An 18,818-nucleotide genomic window follows, 5' to 3' on the forward strand; every position below is an offset into this window, starting at 1 on the left:
ATATTAAGCAAAAATGTTTCACTTTTAAGCCTTTATTTTTGCTATTTAGTCATTCGTCGCTTATGTAACCTCTGAAACAAAGGATAGGAAAATACTGCAGCAAGAATAATCACCGCACCAAGATAAAATTGAGGAGTCATCTTCTCTTCTTCAGGAAATAGCGCCACAGCCATTAATATACCATATATTGGTTCCATATTAATTGCCAGGTTTACACTAAATGCAGAAACCCTACGCATAATTTCAACAGAGGCAGAAAAAGCATAAACTGTGCAAACCCCTGCCAAAATTAACAAGTACAGAAAGTCCATTCCTGTAAGACCAAGTTGTAAAGGTGCTCCATTGGTAAACCATAATTGGTACAAAGGAAAAAACAAGGCAATTGAAATCGTTGCCCCAGCCATTTCATAAAAAGTTATGGCGTAAGGATCATATTTTCTTGTAAACCGGCTATTAATAATAGAAAAAGAAGATGCCAGAAAAGCAGAAAGAAGAGCCATAATAACACCTATAATATTTTCAAGCTGAAGTGAAAAAATTATAGCCAGCCCTATGATCACCACAGTCCCTAGAAGTACTTCATACCACAAAATCCTTCTTCCAAGCACAATAGGCTCCAATATAGAAGTCCATAAGCTTGCAGTTGCCATTCCAGTCAAAGCAATTGAAGCATTACTCACTTTTATTGAACCAAAAAACATGATCCAATGTGCTCCAATAATGAGGCCGGTACCCAAAAGTCTCCAAAAGTCTTTTTGTGGAACTCCTATTTTAATCCTTTTAATTCTTAATAAGAAAAATATAATTATGGCTGCAAAAAGCGTACGATAAAACACCATCTCAACGGCAGGAATAGAAATTAGTTTACCTAGAATTGCGGTAAATCCCCACGCAAAAACGATCAGGTGAAGTTTTAAAAAGTCTTTCCCAGGCATTTATTTAGGAGCTTTCAGGTAAAGATAAACACCAATGGCAGTAAAGATAATATTAGGCGTCCACATTGGAAGAAGCAGATAATCGCCATTATTCTGTGCAAATGACCGTGACATAATAAATAAAATTATGTAAACGAAAGCCAATAAGAATCCGAGTGCAATCTGAAAACTCGATCCTCCCCGGGTTTTTCTAGAAGATACTATCACCCCGATAAAGGTCAGGAGAATTACAGTGAACGGAGACATATACCGAACATATAATTCTATCAGATAAATGTTTTTATCATCAGATCCTCTTAACTCAAGTAAGGCAATATATTCTCTAAGTTGAGGGATTGTAAAGGTTTCATTTCGATCTTCATTACTCTCGAAATCTTTTGGAGTCAGGGCGAAAGTTGTATCTATTTTCTCACCTTTTTCGATTTGCACCTCACCATCAAGAATTTTTCTTAAGACATATTCATCTGTTCTCCAGAATCCATTACCCAGCGAATCTTCTGTCCACGTTAATTTATTAGAGTATAGTTTTTCCTTAAGATTACCTTCTTTATCAAATTTTTCAAGAGTAAACTTATATCCGGTCTTACTTTGAATTCGGTACGATTCAAGATAAAAATATACGTTAGGTTGAATCTGAATATGTATATTCCTGTCATTATTATATTGAGGACCATGAAAATATGCACTTTCAAAATCAATCCTGTCTCTGTTTGAATTAGGTGTAATCCATCCTACAAGTACAAAGTTGGTTATTGCAAGCACTAATGCACCATATAGATATGGCCTCATTACTCTTTGATAACTCATTCCTGAGCTAAGCATTGCCACGATTTCCGTGTTCCCTGCCAATCTAGCAGTAACAAAAACAACTGCAATAAATACGATGATAGGCATCAGGTAAGTCATTAAATAGGCGCTAAAGTCAAAATAGTATAATACTGTATCGACTACACCCACCCCGTGCTGTAAAAGGTCATCGATCCTGTCGGTCAAATTAATGATCACAATGATCGGTATCAGAACCAGTACAGTAAATGTAAAAGCACCCAGAAACTTAAAAAATATATACCTATCTAATATTTTCATGTATTAAAGTCTTTCAGACAATTTTAGTGCCATTTCGTTTTTCCAGGAATTAAAATCTCCTGCTATAATATGCTCTCTGGCTTGATTTACTAACCACAAATAAAACGTTAAATTATGAACACTTGCAATTTGGGCTCCTAAAATTTCATTCGTATGGATAAGATGCCTTAAATATGCCTTTGTATAAAAAGTACTTGCATAGCCTCCGATCTCAGGATCAATAGGAGAAAAATCTTTTTGCCACTTTTTATTTTTAATATTAATCACCCCTTCGCTTGTAAATAATATTCCGTGCCTGGCATTTCTGGTTGGCATCACACAATCAAACATATCTACTCCTCGCGCTATCCCTTCAAGAATATTAGCTGGAGTACCGACACCCATCAAATACCTTGGCTTATCTTCAGGGAGAATCTCACAAACCAATTCAGTCATATCGTACATCATTTCATGAGGCTCACCAACAGATAATCCGCCAATAGCATTTCCTTCCCTTTCGTGAGAAGCAATTTCTTCGGCGGATTGCTTTCTCAAGTCTTCATAAACACTACCTTGCACTATAGGAAAAAGAGATTGAGAATAACCATATTTACCATTGGTTTCATCTACTCTTTTGATACACCTTTTCAACCATCTGTGGGTCATATGCATAGATTTTTTTGCATAATCATAATCACACGGATATGGTGTACATTCATCAAAAGCCATAATTATATCAGCACCAATAGTTCGTTGAATGTCCATTACATTCTCTGGAGTAAAAAAATGCTTACTTCCGTCGATGTGAGATCGAAACTCAACACCTTCCTCTTTTATTTTCCTGGTATTTGATAGAGAATAGACCTGGTAGCCTCCACTATCGGTTAAAATCGGTTTCTCCCATCCATTGAATTTATGTATTCCTCCGGCATTTTCCAGTACATCAAGTCCGGGACGCAAATACAAATGATATGTATTTCCAAGAATTATTTTGGCCTGAATATCATCTTCAAGTTCTCTTTGATGAACAGCTTTTACAGTACCAGCTGTTCCAACAGGCATAAAAATCGGAGTTGGTATTTCACCATGATCTGTTTTTAAAATGCCTGCTCTTGCTGATGAATTTGAGTCTTTCCCGGTTATTTTAAATTCCATAATTCAATTCTGATCAAAGTTGCAAAAATAGCCCAAGATGACCGAAAACCCATATATTTATTTTAACGATGATCAAAAACGATAAAAATGTGGTTAAACAGATATTGAAGTTATATTTTTAGCCTTAATGAATGTGGCTGAGGTTATAATTATATTAGTTTTTTTTATTAGTTCAGTAACCTTAATATGGTTTTACCTGTATTATTTTGAAGCTGTTACGATAAAAAATCCAAACCGGTCTGATTTAAGCCTCCCGCCTTTATCAATTGTTGTTGCAGCTCATAATGAAAAAGAGAATCTCAAGAAATTAATCCCTTCAGTTTTAGGTCAGAATTACCCTGAATTTGAACTGATCATTGTAAATGACAGATCTCGTGATCAAACAAATTTAATTCTTGAAAAATACAGCAATGACAAAAGGATATGTATAGTAAATATAGACACCACTCCTTCTGGCAGAGATTCCAAAAAAAATGCTATCCTTCAAGGTATCAATAAAGCAAAATATGAACATCTGATATTCACCGATGCTGATTGCAGACCAGTTTCTGATAATTGGCTCAATAGCTATGGCGAAATATATTCATGTACACCCAAAACGCAGGTGATTCTTGGCTATTCGCCCCATTTCCCAACTTCGGGACTACTTGGTAGGTTTATTGAATTTGAAACCGCTACCACATTATTAGTATATATGGGTAAAGCTATAAAAGGAAAACCCTATATGGCTGTGGGGCGAAATATGTCTTATACAAAAAGTTTTTTTAAACAATCGGGTGGGTTTTCTTCGTTTATTAATGTAACGGGAGGTGATGATGATATTATTATCAATCGCTACGCAAAAAAGGATTTCACAAAAGTCAATACTTCTCCGGAATCAGCAGTATTTACATTTGCAAAGAAAAACCTGAAAGCATATATAAAGCAGAAAAAAAGACACCTTTCGGTTGGAAAAAGATACAATTTGGCAGACAAACTATTTTCGGCATCATATTGGATGTCTTTAATTGTCCAGTATGGGAGCTTAATTACTTTAATATGGTTTCCTGAACTGATTATACCAATTTTAAGTATGTTATTTATAAGGCTTTTAACTGGTATGATAATTTACAAACGGGCGAAAAAAAGGTTAAATTTACCTTTAACCACTGTCATGTTGTCAGTACTGGAAATTTTGTATATATTCTATGTAGTTTCACTTGGAACTGCATCATTATACTCGAAAACTACTAAATGGAATTAAAAAGACAATTTTCAAAAAAAGCACTTGAGGACTTCCGGTTGATTGATGAAGCAGTCGACAAAGGAAATCAACAGGCTTATGCTGATTTGATGAAAAGGTATAAAAATCCTGTCTATCACATGATCCTGAAAATGGTGCGAAATGTCGATGATGCAGAAGATTTAACAATTGAAGCATTTGCCAAAGCATTTAAAAACCTTCACAGATTTAAAAAAGACTATACATTCAGTACCTGGCTATTCAGGATTGCTACAAATAATGCGATTGACTTTATCCGTAAAAAGAAACTGGAAACCTACAGTCTTCAGACCGGATATACCGATGATGATGGTGAAGCTGTTCAAATCGATGTCAAGGACAAAAATCTTGACCCGATGGAAGAAGCTATTAAAAGTCAAAAGATTGAATTGGTCAGATTATTTGTCGATAAACTACCAACCAAATACAAGCGTCTAGTTAAACTTAGATACTTCAAAGAATATTCTTATGAAGAAATAGCCAAGGAACTTGATGCTCCTCTTGGAACAGTAAAAGCACAGCTTCACAGAGCCAGAGAATTAATGTATGACCTGGTAAAAAACAAAAAAGAACACATTTAATTCCCATGCCGGACCTTTCTTTAATTAAAAAATACTTTCCCGATATCACGGAAAAGCAGGAAAATCAATTTTTAAAAGCTTTAGAAACTTATCGTGAGTGGAACGAAAAAATAAACGTTGTTTCAAGAAAAGATATAGAAAATCTTGAGGAAAAACATTTTCTGCATTCATTGGCTATAGCTAAAATAATAAGTTTTAATGATGGCGCCCGAGTTATGGATGTTGGAACGGGAGGTGGTTTTCCGGGAATACCATTAGCAATTTTATTTCCTAATGTTCAATTTCATCTAGTCGATAGCATAGCAAAGAAAATCAGGGTTGTAGAAGAAGTTTCCAAAGCCTGTGGACTGAAGAATGTCACTTATCAACAAGCAAGAGCTGAAAAAGTAAAAGGCAAATTCGATTATGTAATCAGCCGGGCAGTTACGAGAATGAAACCTTTCTATTCATGGGTAAAAAATAAAATAGAACCAGGTCCACACCGGGATGTGGACCATGGAATTATATATCTTAAAGGTGGTGATATTTCTGAAGAAATGGATGAGCTGAATCGCTCTTACCAGGTTTTTGATATTAGTAAATGGTATGCAGAAGACTTCTTTGAAACAAAAAAAATAGTCCACGTACCCTTTTAATCATTGACCAATTAACCACTCTTTACCCTCTTCAATTGTATCAAAGAGTTTCATTTTTCTACCGGTAAAAGTAATAATACTATTTACCATTAACGAGGTTAGTGAACTTAACCCGCAAACTGCTGTAGCTTTAACATAAGGATTGTTCTTTTTTACTACCTCTTTAATCTTACTGATAAGATCCGTATTAAATCTGGCGTCCTTAGCGTCAACTAATGATAACGCTCCTTTTTCACCAAGAGTTGGTACTAATACTGTAGTTCTTTCAAAAGCAGGTATTGCATCTTCCGGTCTTGCCCCTGAAATATCCGTAAATACAATTTTCCTTCCTTTGTAGTCGATAATCTCACATTTTGGCTTCGTTTCCACTGTCATTGTACTTGTTTCCATTGGTTGTGTTGTGTTAATAAATATCCCAAAAACCCCTAATAAAATAATAACTTCAAATAAAGTCAAACAGCATACTACAAAATTTTAAAGCTAAATTTATATTTTTCTTACAAACAGACTTTAATTACCTGACAATTTGATGCTTATCAGTCCCTTATTTCTCTCTTTAAAAAAGGATTAAAACTCACTAAAAATTCATTTCCTTCAATGCTAAAAAAGCTTATCTTTGAAGTTAATTCTTTATCCTGACTAACCCGAATATGTATTTAATATTTGATACAGAGACTACTGGTTTACCTAAGAACTGGAATGCCCCTATTACAGATCTGGACAACTGGCCAAGACTGGTTCAGTTGGCCTGGCAACTTCATGATGCAAGTGGGAAACTAATCAACAGTGGTAATTTCATAGTCAAACCTGAGGGATTCTCCATCCCCTTCAACTCCACTAAAGTTCACGGTATTACCACCGAACGAGCCTTAGAAGAAGGAAGTGATCTCGAAGAAGTATTAAATATTTTCGGGGAAGACATTAAGAGAGCTACCCATGTTGTGGGGCATAACATTGGTTTCGATATCAATATTATGGGGGCTGAATACCTTCGTAAAGAAGTTGAAACAACCCTTCTCGAACTTCAGCCTATTGACACCAAAGATGAAGGAACTGATTTTTGTGCTATTCCTGGTGGTAAAGGGGGAAAGTATAAATGGCCTACTCTTACAGAATTACATCAAAAACTCTTTGGTGTTGCCTTTGATGACGCCCATGATGCGGCGTATGATGTAGATGCAACAGCAAAATGTTTCTTTGGCTTAATAAAAGAAAAGGTTGTCGGCACTTTGGAAGGGCTTGATCCCAATCAGGTCAATTATGAACCACCGGAACTCGAAGCTGCTAACTTTGAGCACCTTAAAAAAGAAACTGGCGGAGCTGACACTCCTGAAATCTCTAAAAAGGAAAAAGAAGAAGCACTGGAGCAACTTGAGGATGTTCCTTTTGTTCACCTTCATTGTCATTCGCAATATTCTATTCTTCAGGCGACTTCTGAAATCGGAGAAATGGTTTCTACCGCTAAAGAAAATGGTATGCCGGGCATCGCTCTTACTGATCATGGTAATATGATGGCTGCTTTTCATTTTGTTCGTGCTGCAATTAAGGCTGAAATAAAACCTATTGTTGGTTGCGAATTTTATGTATGCACCGACCGCATGGATAAATCCAGGATGGATAATGGCTACCAGACAGTCTTAATTGCAAAAAATAAAGAAGGGTACCATAACCTGGCCAAGCTTGCTTCTGCTGCATATATGGATGGGTTTTATTACGTCCCAAGAATTGATAAAAAAATTCTTAAAGAACACAAAGACCATGTCATTGCCACTACAGGTGGATTATGGGGTGAAATCCCATTCAAAATCCTTAATGAAGGTGAAGAAGCAGCTGAAGAAGCTTTTAAATGGTGGCATAATCTTTTTGGAGAAGATTTTTATGTTGAGCTTAATCGACATGGCCTTGAGGAAGAAAATGTTGTTAATGAAGTATTAATAAGGTTTGCTAATAAATATGGTGTTAAATATTTTGCTGCTAACAACTCTTATTATTCCAAAAAAGAAGATGCCAAAGCGCACGATATCTTACTTTGTGTAAAAGATGGGGAAACACAGAGCAAACCAAAAAAATATATCGGGAAAAGAGGCCGGGAATTTAGATTCGGCTTTCCAAATGATGAGTTCTATATCAAGTCTCCTGATGAAATAAAGGCTTTATTTGCAGATATTCCTGAAGCTGTAAGTAATACCTATGAGATCTATCAGAAGATCGAACAGTTTGAACTTGCCCGGGATGTCCTTCTTCCTGCCTTTGAGATTCCGGATGAATTTAAAGACCCTGCTGATGAAAAGGACCCGACTTTAAAAAATGGTGAAAACAACTTCCTTAGGCATCTCACTTATGAAGGTGCCAAAAAAAGATATGGAGTCATTACTGAAGAAATTCAGGAACGATTAGACTTCGAGCTTGAGGTAATCCGGAATACTGGATACCCTGGTTATTTCCTTATTGTACAGGATTTCACAACTGCCGCAAGGGAAATGGGAGTGTCGGTTGGCCCAGGTAGGGGTTCTGCTGCCGGTTCAGCAGTAGCTTATTGTATCGGAATTACCAATGTCGACCCGATTGAATATGATCTTCTATTTGAGCGTTTTCTTAATCCGGATCGTGTGTCAATGCCCGATATTGATATTGACTTTGATGATGAAGGACGAGGAAGAGTAATCGATTATGTAATTGAAAAATATGGTAAAAACCAGGTAGCACAGATCATCACTTATGGTACTATGGCAGCAAAATCCTCGATCAGAGATACTTCGAGGGTTTTAGAACTACCATTATCTGAAGCTGACAGAATTGCTAAACTTGTGCCGGATATCAAGCTTGGAAAGCTTTTCAGTCTGGATGATAAAGCTTTAAAAGAAAAGCTAAAGAACTCTGAAAATATGGATAAAGCCAATGAGCTAAAATCCATTGCAGATGGAAGTGATCTTCCTGCACAGATCGTAAAACAGGCTACTGTCCTTGAAGGATCAGTCCGTAATACTGGTATCCACGCCTGTGGAGTAATTATCACACCAGATGATATTACCAAATTCGTTCCTGTAGCTGTAGCGAAGGATTCAGATATGGTATGTACTCAGTTCGACAACTCTGTTGTTGAAGATGCCGGACTGCTGAAAATGGACTTCCTGGGATTAAAAACACTTACCTTAATAAAGGATACTGTAAAAATCGTTAAGGAGCGTCATGGTATAGAGATCGATCCGGATTCAATTTCTTTGGAGGATGAAGAGACTTATGCACTTTTCCAAAGAGGAGAAACTGTTGGTATATTTCAGTATGAATCCCCTGGCATGCAGAAGCACCTTCGTGATCTGAAACCTACAGCTTTTGCCGACCTGATCGCTATGAACGCCCTTTACAGACCAGGTCCGCTAGAATACATACCTAGCTTTATTAAACGTAAGCACGGACATGAAGAAATCGTCTATGATCTGGACGATATGAAGGAATACCTTGAGGAAACTTACGGTATTACAGTCTATCAGGAGCAGGTGATGCTTTTATCCCAGAAGCTTGCAGGATTCTCTAAAGGTGAAGCCGATATGCTTCGTAAGGCGATGGGTAAGAAGATCTTTGCCCTGCTTGAAAAACTCAAGCCTAAGTTTATAGAAGGAGGAGCTGAAAGAGGACATGATAAAGACAAACTTGAAAAGATCTGGAAAGACTGGGAAGCATTTGCATCTTATGCATTTAACAAATCTCACTCTACTTGTTACGCCTGGGTAGCTTATCAAACTGCTTATTTTAAAGCGCACTACCCTGCTGAATACATGGCATCGGTGCTTAGTAACAACATGAATAATATCACTGATGTGACATTCTTCATGGAGGAGTGTAAGCGAATGGGCTTACAGGTTCTGGGGCCGGATGTCAATGAATCTAAAACTAAATTTACGGTTAATGATGAAGGCCACATTCGTTTCGGACTAGGAGCAATCAAGGGAGCCGGTGAAGCAGCGGTTGAACATATCATAGCTGAGCGTGAAGAAAACGGGAAATTCAAGGATATTTTTGATTTTGCAGAAAGAATAAACCTTCGAACTGTTAACAAGAAAACGTTCGAAAGCCTTGCCATGGCCGGTGGATTCGATTGCTTTGAAAATTATCATAGAAGGCATTACCTGGAAGCACCTGAAGGAGAACAGTCTTTAATTGAAAAGACAATTAAATATGCCCAGAAAAGAATACAGGAAGAAAATTCAAACCAGCACTCGCTGTTTGGTGGCGACAGCTCTGTAGAAGTTCCCCGCCCAAAAGTTCCCGATATGGAACCCTATGGAGAACTGGAGAAACTGAATATTGAAAAAGAAGTAGTTGGCCTATACCTGTCGGGTCACCCGCTAGATCAGTTTAGATTTGAATTAGAGCATTTATGTAACACGTCTTTTAATGAACTGACAGATCTGGACAGGTTACAAATGAAAGGTGAATGCAGACTGGGAGGGATTGTCACAGATTTTGCTCACAGAACCACAAAAAATGGTAAACCTTTTGGGACACTAACTGTTGAAGATTATGGTGGTTCACATACTTTTTTCCTATTTGGTGATGACTATTTGAGGTTCAAGGAATTTTTCATGAATGGATGGTTTTTATATATTGAAGGCCGGGCTCAGGAACAAAAATGGAGAGAAGGAAAAGAATTTAAAGTTAAAAATATAACCCTGTTAAATGATATCAGGGATAAGAAAGCGAAAGAGGTACTTCTTCAGGTAGATCTGAATCAATTAACTGAAGATCTGATTGACAGGCTTGAAGAATTAGCAATTACCAGAAAAGGTTCTTGTGCTTTAAAATTAATGTTGCATTATCAGGACAAAGAACATGGTACCGTTCAGGTTCCTGTATATTCAAGAAAATACCAGGTATCTCCGGATAATGACCTGATTGAAGAATTAAAAAATCTGGAACAAGTAAGAATGAAAATCGTTACATAAAAAGGTGTCTAAATGACTGCAATAATTCGCCAGATTGTCGGTCTTAATACAAATTACTGACATAAAGGCTAGTAAAGTTTTAATATTAAATTTTTGCACTAATTTTGTGTAAACAAATGTAAGTTGACAAAATATAGAAATACATAAATCAATTATCATGGCAAAAGCAATAGAATTAACTGACGCGAATTTCGAAGAAATCATAAATGGTGACAAACCAGTATTGGTTGACTTTTGGGCTGAATGGTGCGGACCTTGTAAAATGATCGGACCAGTAGTTGAAGAGTTAGCTGGTGAATATGATGGGAAAGCAGTAATTGGAAAGGTAGATGTTGATTCAAACCCTACCCTGTCTGCAAAATATGGCATCAGAAGTATTCCTACTTTATTAGTATTTAAAGGTGGAGAAATTGTTGATAAACAAATCGGTGCAGTACCTAAAAACGTACTTGCTGACAAATTAGAAGCTCAAATGGCATAATAAAAGCCATATTAAAATATAAAAGCTGTCTCATTTGAGGCAGCTTTTTTTGTTTCATCTCTATCAAAATACAATTTTGAATAAATCATTCCTTTAATAAAACAGGTTAAATAGAAAGTGAGGAAAATCGATTTTAGATAATAATTTCATTTTCATTTTAGTATCATTAATTATATATTCTATAACTTATTATTTGAATTAATAACTTTTCAGAATCTACAAGGATAATCAATGGCAGAAAAGTACGAATATGATGCTATTATAATTGGGGCCGGACCTAATGGAATAAGTGCTGGAATCTACCTTGCTGAAAAAGGCTTGAAAGTATTAATTGTCGAAGCTTCCAATAAGCCTGGTGGTGGTACTCGTACCGATGAATTAACGCTACCAGGTTTCCATCATGATGTGTGTTCTGCTGTTCATCCCACAGGGTACTTATCTCCTTATTTCAAAAAACTAAAATTAGAAGATTACGGACTTGAATGGATTTTTCCTGAGGCATCTGTAGCACATCCACTGGATAATGAACCTGCCGTAATATTAAGTAAATCAATTCAGGAAACTGCAGATAATTTAAATGGTGATGCCAATCGGTATATAAAACTTATTACCCCTCTGGTTGAAAATGCGGAACAAATATTTGAGGATAGTTTCAACCGGCCGGGAATACCGAAAAATCTCTTAACCATGCTTAATTTTGGCACTAAGGCGATATTTCCTGCGAAAACTTTTGCGAATAAGACTTTCAAAAGCCACCGGGCCAAAGCATTGTTTGCCGGATGTGCTGCACATAGCACCCTGCCGTTTGATAAGTTTTTCACTACAGCTTTGGGATTAATATTTTTGATCAGTGGTCATAAGGCCAATTGGCCTGTAGCAAAAGGAGGCTCAAAGTCTATTGCCAATGCACTATTAAACTATTATAAGCAAAATGGTGGTGAAATTATATATGAAACGAAAGTAGAAAACCTAAAAGATCTGCCCAAGGCTAAGTCATATCTGTTTGATACTGATCCTTTACAACTTTCAAAAATTGCTGACAAGGAACTGCCTGCTTCCTATAAAAATAAACTAAACAATTTCAATTACGGCCCAGCTGTATTTAAAATTGATTATGCTCTTAAAGAATCAATCCCATGGAAAGACCCGAGATGTCTAAAGGCATCTACTGCTCATTTGGGTGGAACCCTTGATGAAATAGCATTCGCTGAAAAACAAGTCTGGAAGGGGGAACATTCTGAAAAGCCATATGTTTTATTAGCTCAACAGAGTGAATTTGACGATACCAGAAGTCCGGAAGGTCAGCACACATGCTGGGCATATTGTCATGTTCCATTCGGTTCTGATAAAGACATGTCTGAAATCATTGAAAATCAAATTGAACGATTTGCTCCGGGATTTAAAGATGTGATCCTGGCAAAAAGCCATTTTTCACCTAAAATGTACCAGGAATATAATCCTAATTACATAGGAGGTGTCATTTCAGGAGGGGCAACCGATGTAACTCAGCTTTTTACAAGGCCTGTTGCCAGATTAAACCCGTATACAACACCAAGTTCAAATATCTTTATTTGCTCTTCTTCTACCCCGCCCGGTGGAGGTGTACATGGTATGTGTGGTCATAATGCAGCTCAAACTGTTTTTGAAAAGCTTTTTAAGTAATCTATTTTCATCTTTCAACCGTCGGTTCGTGAAATGGGATATCCGGATTAAGCATTTCAGATATCAGTTTTACTATCTGATCTTCAAAATAATCCATGTCAGGAGCCAGAAATGAAAAAACTGACTTACCTCTACCCTTGCCCATTTTTATTAAAGGATCCTCATTTTTAAATAGTTCATTTACCTTAATCACCCCAGCTCTTAGCATTTCCTGATCAACATTGTTGGATCGGGAAAATAACCACCCATAAATTAAAACCTGCAGAGCTGCTCCAAACTTTCCCTCTTTATCTTTATCAAATAAAGCATCTATTGATTCAAAGTCAGGTTGATCCTTTCCTGTTTTATAATCTAAAATTCTATAGACGCCATCTTTTAGATCGATTCGGTCTATATTCCCTTTTATGCGTACATGATAAGTAGTACCCTTTACTTCGACAGGAACTGTGGTTCTGACATTTTCTTCCAGTCCGATAATTGTAAATGGGGCATAATCCTTATCATTTGTCAACAGTTTACGCAAGTGATCCCTGATGGCATTTCTGAATATCAAATGTTCCCCTTTGTAATCTTTTATCCCGGTAAATTGTTCTTCAAATGCCTGATCTAAAGTTTTCTCAATAAATTCCTGATCATTAAGTATATTATCAATTATTTCTGCTGTTACATCTTTACCTGTAAAATCTTCATATATAAGTTCCGCTACCCGATGAAATAAAAGTCCATGAATATTTGGTGCGATGTCTTCTTTTTTCAGATTTTCATCCTGTACTTTCAGGACATATCGAGTGTAAAACAATTCAGGATTAACAAGGTATTCCTTAATTGCTGATGGGGACAATGCATACTTTTCATCAGACCCGCTTTCTTCAGTAAAACGATATAACATTTCCTGAATTCCTGAGCTTTTATTCAACTCTCCTTCTCTGGATGGATAAACATCTGAAGCAAGGTCAATTTGACGAAAATCTATATTAAGATCAGTTTCGAGATCCATTTGCCTGATAAACCTGCTTATTTCTGCAGGGATACTTCCAATGGTAGATTTATTAGCATATAAATAAACCTCCTTTGCCTTTTTGAGCAATCTGTAAAAATAATATGCATAGATAGCATGAAGATGTTCGAAGGTCGGCATGTTAAATGCTCTTCTCAAATTATAAGGAATAAACGAATGAAGGTTTGGTGCAGAAGGGAAAATTTCTTCATTCATACTTGGAATAAATATAGCTTCGAAATCTAGCCCTCTAGTTTCCAGCATACCCATGATTTGCAGTCCTTCAACTGGTTCTCCTTCAAATGATGCCTTTTCACTTTTTACGAGTTTTCTTAATAACCGTGAATAAACTGTGATATTGATAGATTTCAGGCTTTTTTCAAACTCAGGCTCTAAAATTGTCAGTGCATTACGCATTCTAAATGCCATTTCTTTCTCATGATCCTCAATATTTTTATTTTGAATCCAGGCATTGGATATTTCTATAAAAAGGTCATTTAACGCTTTAGGTTCATTTTTTAATTCGAGTACTGACCTCAAATAAGGAATATTTTCGGGTATTTCATTTATCTGGTAATACAACTTTCCTTCATTGAGGATTTGTTTTGAAAATTCAGTTGCCTCTTCCGAATGCTTCCATAAAGCATGACCAATGATAGAAAGAATAGCCCTGTAAAAATATCCTTCACTACCTGGTGAATTCTCCCGGTAAAGAGAAATGACATCTTCATATAAGCCATAAATATCCGATTGATTTACCCCCACTCCCATTGTTACGTTTATCTTATCAACAGAATCAGGTAATTGGTATAGTGCAGGAAATAATAGTGATTCATCAGGTAAGATGACAGCTGTATTTTCTCTTTGATAGCCTTTTTCAAAAAGAGTATTACCAATATCAACAGACATTTGAGTTAGCTGGGAATGAGATCCTGGTAATTCGGTAACTATAATTTTTTTTGCAGGATCAAGAATTTCATTTGGCAGATCTTTTGGAAAGTCCTGCCCGAGAATCTGACTATCAAAATATTCGCGATGAAAACGTCCTCCTTCCTGCTTTTTATCATTTAAGAGAAAAGCATCGGTGTCCCAGAATAACTTGCATTTTTTGTTGCTTCTAAACCAACTAATTAACTTCTCTTCAGCAGTAGTTAAGGCGTTAAACCCAACAAAGTAAACATTGTCAAGGTCAGAAGTGAATTCTCCATTAATTACTTTCTCTCCAACTTCTCTTTGAATTAACCCGATTGTGGAAAGATCTTTATCCCGGACTTTATTTTTAAAATCCATATACACAGATGGAAGCTTTTCCCATAGTTCTCTGAACTTTTCAAGGTAAGCTTCATCGCGTCCTTCAAAAGACTTCCAGAATTTTCGAAGGATCTTTACCTGTTCTTCATCCAGGTAATTCAGGCCAGATTCTACCTCTTTTTGATATTCAACACTTTTAAATAAATCATTTACTGGCACCAGATATTTATCTATATCTTCAAAATCTTTGAGTAAAAGCTCACCCCAGTAAAAAAAGTCATCAAAGGACTCCTCTCCGATTTTATTCACCCAGGATTTGTGCAAATAAATCAATGCCTGTAAAGGACTTATTACTGATCTGTTAGTAAATGAATTAAAAAACTCTTCGATACTATATATCTGAGGAGCAATAATTGGTTTGTCATTCAATTTACCCAATGCCCGCTGAAAAAATATTCCCGCTCTTTTACCAGGAAAAACAATTGTAACATCGCGAAAATCGTTATTTGTCAAATCTATTAATTCCCTTGCCGTTGACTCTAAAAATGTAATCATTTCACTTCTTTAATTTTAACACTTTCACCTATGTAGCATAAAGCGACTTTACTAACAGTGTATCCGGCCTGATTTAAGAAACGGGCATACTCTTTAACCTGATTCTCATCTTTCTTTTTCTCCTCACCCGTTTTAAAATCGATAATTTCTACTTCATTTCTTTCGTCATCAAAAAGTAATTTATCAGGTCTTACCTGTGTTCCATCCGGAAGTAACAGAGCTCTCTCTGAAATAACTTTTTTACCTGATTCAAACCATGATCTAACCTGTATATCAGAAAGTGCATTTTCTACCATTTCCTTTATCCTCTGTTTCTGATCATTATTTACTCCAGTCTCTCTGCTAAATTCGAGTAATTGTTTATCCAAGTCATCTAAATTCTGGAGTCTGGCTAAAAAATTATGAGCAGTTATACCCAGGTTAATCTTTTCCAGCTTTTCCTCATTCTTTTCAAAAATCAAGTCTCTGCTTTGCCTGATATTAAGTTTGTTATTCCATTCAGAAACAGGTAGTGGTTTAAGAGTCGTCGATTTACTTTTTCTAAAATCTTTTTTAACTTCCGCCCATTCACCTTGTTCATAAATCATCAGTTCAGAATCGTATTTTCCCGGCAGGCTATCAGAATTATCTTCAAAAAACGCAGTAAAAAGTTGCTCAATTTTCTTGATTTGCCCATTCTTTGGATTAGAATGCTCACTAAAAATAATCATTGCATCTTCAGCTCTTGTCATCGCAACATAGATCATATTATAAGTATCTATAAAAGACAAAGTATCTTCAAGAGCATAATTTTCTGCGTATAAAGATTCCTTCATTCGCGAGGTGATTTCTAAAGGATAATATGGCAATTCTTCCGGCATCTCTGGTTTGCCTGCCAGCCATAGATAATTTTTAATGAATCCAGAACTATTATGAAACTCTCCTTTCATAAATGGCATTACTACCACTTTAAATTCCAGACCTTTAGATTTATGAACCGTTAGAATATTTGCAGCTCCAGTTGAACCTGAACTATCAATTTTGACATCACCGCCTTTATCGTCCCACCATTCACAAATAGCCTGTAATGCTCCCAGACCTGAAAGGCTATATCTTCGTTGAATAAAATTCAATAATTCATCTTCAAAAGCTGAGAGATACGCAAATTCACCAGGATAATTCTCGATCTTAAAAATCTTTTTAAAGTTCTGGTAAACAGAATAAAGATCCTTATGGTACCAGGATCCATATCCCTGGATAAATTCATCAGGAAGTTTATCAATTAGATCTTTTGTCAGATTTTCCCTTGTTACCTTTTCATAAATGAGCCCGGTTTCTTCATCATTCAATCTTTCCTTCCAGTTATAAACAGCCTTGTAAAGAGAAAAAGTATCTTTCTCATAAAGAAGCCATTTCATAAGGTAAAAGAATAGATTTAGAGAGGCGCTTTCGGCTAACTTAAAAGCTTCTGATGATGCTGCTCTGTAGGAATATTCAGCTTTAGCTTTTTCGGAATTCGCAAAACTTCTGAGGTAATCAGCAATTTTAGTTCCCTGGGACTTAGTTCTGACCAGAAATGCCATTTCAGACAGATCATATCCCTGGTCCTGGACCTTTTCTAAAAGTGAAGGAAGATTTTCAAGAACTTTTTCCTCAAATTTTAACTCATCCTCCTCAGATTTCTGATTGCCGTATGCATCCTTATCCCCTTCAAAGAACCTGAATTGAACATATCCGCCTTCCTTTTCAGATTTCTCTGACCATTTTTGAGTAACGTCCTGGTAAATACTATTTATTGATCTTACTTCATTCAGGATATCCTCAGAAGATGTGTATTCGCTAACCTGCGCATATAGATTATTAGCTAACAGGTCACTTAATGCCGGGAATAAAGCATTATTGTAGTCTATGATCTCTTTTTTACTTCTGAAGTTATTTCCCAGTGTAACTGTCTTTGCCATATCTCCGAAAACCTTGTACAGATGTGAATGCATAAGCTTCCAGTTACCACCCCGAAAGCGATAAATTGATTGCTTTACATCACCAACGAGTAGGTTTTCCCTCCCTGAAGCAATACTATCAGATATTAATGGCTCAAGATTTTGCCATTGCAAGGTGGATGTATCCTGAAATTCATCGATTAAAAAATGATCATATTGAGTACCTATCTTTTCATAAATAAACGGCGCATGGGTTTTAGTTACTATCTCATTAAGTAATTGTGAGGCATCCGAAATCATCATTACCTCCTCTTCCTCACGATAATCAGAAAGTGCTTCTTCAAGCCGGTTGATCAAACCAAAAGCATGAAGGGATTTAAGGATAAGTTTAGCCGTTACATAAATCGAGTAATTATTCCTAATATAACCAATAGCCTCATTTAATGCAGGAGAAATAATATCCCTGGCAAGAGAAACCTTAATTTCATTACTCAAATCAGTTTTCTTAAGGAGAATTTCATAGTTTTCGATTGCATCCAGTGGTCTTTTTTTAATTTCATAATCATCCGGGAAATTTACCGGTAATTGAATTTTCTTTAAAAAATAAGCTCCTCCCGCCTTACCATAACTAAAATCTACAAGTTCAAAACCGTTATTGATACATTTCACTTCCGCTGATTCACCAATCTTATGCAACTCATTTTCAAATAGCTCTACAATCGCTATAAGCTTTTCTTTTACTTCCGAAAATGTATCTTCATTAATTTTATCTGGAATATCCTGGGTAAGCAGTACATATTGTTCAGAAAACAATTCCTGCCCTAACTCCCTGAGCATACTGGTAATTCGTATGCTTTTAGAATCTGCTATTCTATCTTTAATCAAATCATTGATCCAGGAAGTAAGGAATTTATCTTTACCTGTTTTGCTTATCTGTCTTCTTACCAGTGTATCCATCACCCGGTTTACATCGAGTTCGATTCCATAGTTACCCTTATGCCCTAATTCTCTGCTAAAACTTCTGATCACTCTTTGCACAAAGGCATCGATGGTAGAAACTGAAAAATGACTGTAGTCATGAAGAATATTTGAAAGTGATCTTTTAGATCTTTTAGTAATCTCTTCATTACTCAATTGTAATTGTTCAGCCAGCATGGTTCTGAAAACAGTATCTTTTCCGCTGGCTAGCTCATGCAAGGACTTGACAATCCTACTTTTCATTTCCTGAGTAGCCTTATTAGTAAAAGTGATTGCAAGTATTCGGCGATACTGGAAGGGATCAGAACTTCTTAAAAGCAACTTGAGGTAATTAAAAGTTAGTGTAAAAGTCTTTCCTGACCCGGCAGAAGCTTTATAAATAGTTAAAAATTTATCCATA

12 protein-coding genes are annotated in these 18,818 nt (G+C 36.2%); 6 read left to right on the forward strand and 6 right to left on the reverse strand.

Annotated elements, in window-relative coordinates; all coding sequences use genetic code 11:
* Positions 1 to 41: 41 nt before the first annotated feature.
* From OO013_RS01055 to tgt, 3 genes are read right to left on the reverse strand one after another with little or no spacing between them, the layout of a single operon-like run.
* Complete coding sequence (locus OO013_RS01055) at positions 42 to 935, reverse strand: DMT family transporter (RefSeq protein ID WP_266054664.1); 894 nt, start codon at positions 933 to 935, stop codon at positions 42 to 44.
* Positions 936 to 2,021 carry an LptF/LptG family permease gene (locus OO013_RS01060; RefSeq protein ID WP_266054665.1) on the reverse strand — a complete coding sequence of 362 codons (1,086 nt, stop codon included), beginning with the start codon at positions 2,019 to 2,021 and terminating at the stop codon, positions 936 to 938.
* A 3-nt stretch (positions 2,022 to 2,024) separates the two neighbouring features.
* Positions 2,025 to 3,155, reverse strand: a complete 1,131-nt coding sequence (gene tgt / locus OO013_RS01065) for a tRNA guanosine(34) transglycosylase Tgt (protein WP_266054666.1) — start codon at positions 3,153 to 3,155, stop codon at positions 2,025 to 2,027.
* 133 nt (positions 3,156 to 3,288) lie between these two features.
* On the opposite strand from tgt, the gene OO013_RS01070 reads away from it, so the two are divergent.
* Genes OO013_RS01070 through rsmG form a run of 3 tightly spaced genes read left to right on the forward strand, consistent with a single transcriptional unit; the run spans position 3,289 to position 5,632 of the window.
* Entirely contained in the window at positions 3,289 to 4,398 is a 1,110-nt protein-coding gene (locus tag OO013_RS01070; protein WP_266054667.1) for a glycosyltransferase, read from the forward strand.
* Positions 4,389 to 4,997 carry an RNA polymerase sigma factor gene (locus OO013_RS01075; RefSeq protein ID WP_137090356.1) on the forward strand — a complete coding sequence of 203 codons (609 nt, stop codon included), beginning with the start codon at positions 4,389 to 4,391 and terminating at the stop codon, positions 4,995 to 4,997. The genes OO013_RS01070 and OO013_RS01075 overlap by 10 nt, the downstream gene beginning before the upstream one ends.
* 5 nt (positions 4,998 to 5,002) lie before the next feature.
* The gene (gene rsmG, locus OO013_RS01080) at positions 5,003 to 5,632 is read left to right on the forward strand and encodes a 16S rRNA (guanine(527)-N(7))-methyltransferase RsmG (protein ID WP_266054668.1); all 630 of its coding nucleotides are present in this window, start codon (positions 5,003 to 5,005) and stop codon (positions 5,630 to 5,632) included.
* On the opposite strand, the gene OO013_RS01085 is transcribed toward rsmG, so the two are convergent.
* Positions 5,633 to 6,022: a hypothetical protein gene (locus OO013_RS01085; RefSeq protein ID WP_266054669.1), complete on the reverse strand. Its 390-nt coding sequence runs from the start codon at positions 6,020 to 6,022 to the stop codon at positions 5,633 to 5,635.
* A 260-nt stretch (positions 6,023 to 6,282) separates the two neighbouring features.
* Here OO013_RS01085 and dnaE point away from each other — a divergent pair, with 260 nt between their 5' ends.
* From dnaE to OO013_RS01100, 3 genes are all read left to right on the forward strand, one after another.
* Positions 6,283 to 10,575: a DNA polymerase III subunit alpha gene (gene dnaE / locus OO013_RS01090; protein WP_266054670.1), complete on the forward strand. Its 4,293-nt coding sequence runs from the start codon at positions 6,283 to 6,285 to the stop codon at positions 10,573 to 10,575.
* Between the two features lie 157 nt (positions 10,576 to 10,732).
* Positions 10,733 to 11,056, forward strand: a complete 324-nt coding sequence (gene trxA, locus OO013_RS01095) for a thioredoxin (RefSeq protein WP_266054671.1) — start codon at positions 10,733 to 10,735, stop codon at positions 11,054 to 11,056.
* Positions 11,057 to 11,287: 231 nt separating this feature from the next.
* The gene (locus OO013_RS01100) at positions 11,288 to 12,718 is read left to right on the forward strand and encodes a phytoene desaturase family protein (RefSeq protein WP_266054672.1); all 1,431 of its coding nucleotides are present in this window, start codon (positions 11,288 to 11,290) and stop codon (positions 12,716 to 12,718) included.
* A gap of 7 nt (positions 12,719 to 12,725) precedes the next feature.
* Here the strand turns inward: OO013_RS01100 and OO013_RS01105 are convergent, their stop codons facing one another.
* Together OO013_RS01105 and OO013_RS01110 are read right to left on the reverse strand one after the other, a co-directional pair.
* Positions 12,726 to 15,521, reverse strand: a complete 2,796-nt coding sequence (locus OO013_RS01105; RefSeq protein ID WP_266054673.1) for a PD-(D/E)XK nuclease family protein — start codon at positions 15,519 to 15,521, stop codon at positions 12,726 to 12,728.
* Positions 15,518 to 18,817, reverse strand: a complete 3,300-nt coding sequence (locus OO013_RS01110; RefSeq protein WP_266054674.1) for a UvrD-helicase domain-containing protein — start codon at positions 18,815 to 18,817, stop codon at positions 15,518 to 15,520. The genes OO013_RS01105 and OO013_RS01110 overlap by 4 nt, the downstream gene beginning before the upstream one ends.
* Between the last annotated feature and the right edge of the window lies 1 nt (position 18,818).

It is taken from the genome of Mangrovivirga halotolerans, from assembly GCF_026241165.1.
In the GTDB taxonomy this organism is placed as follows: Bacteria; Bacteroidota; Bacteroidia; order Cytophagales; family Cyclobacteriaceae; genus Mangrovivirga; species Mangrovivirga halotolerans.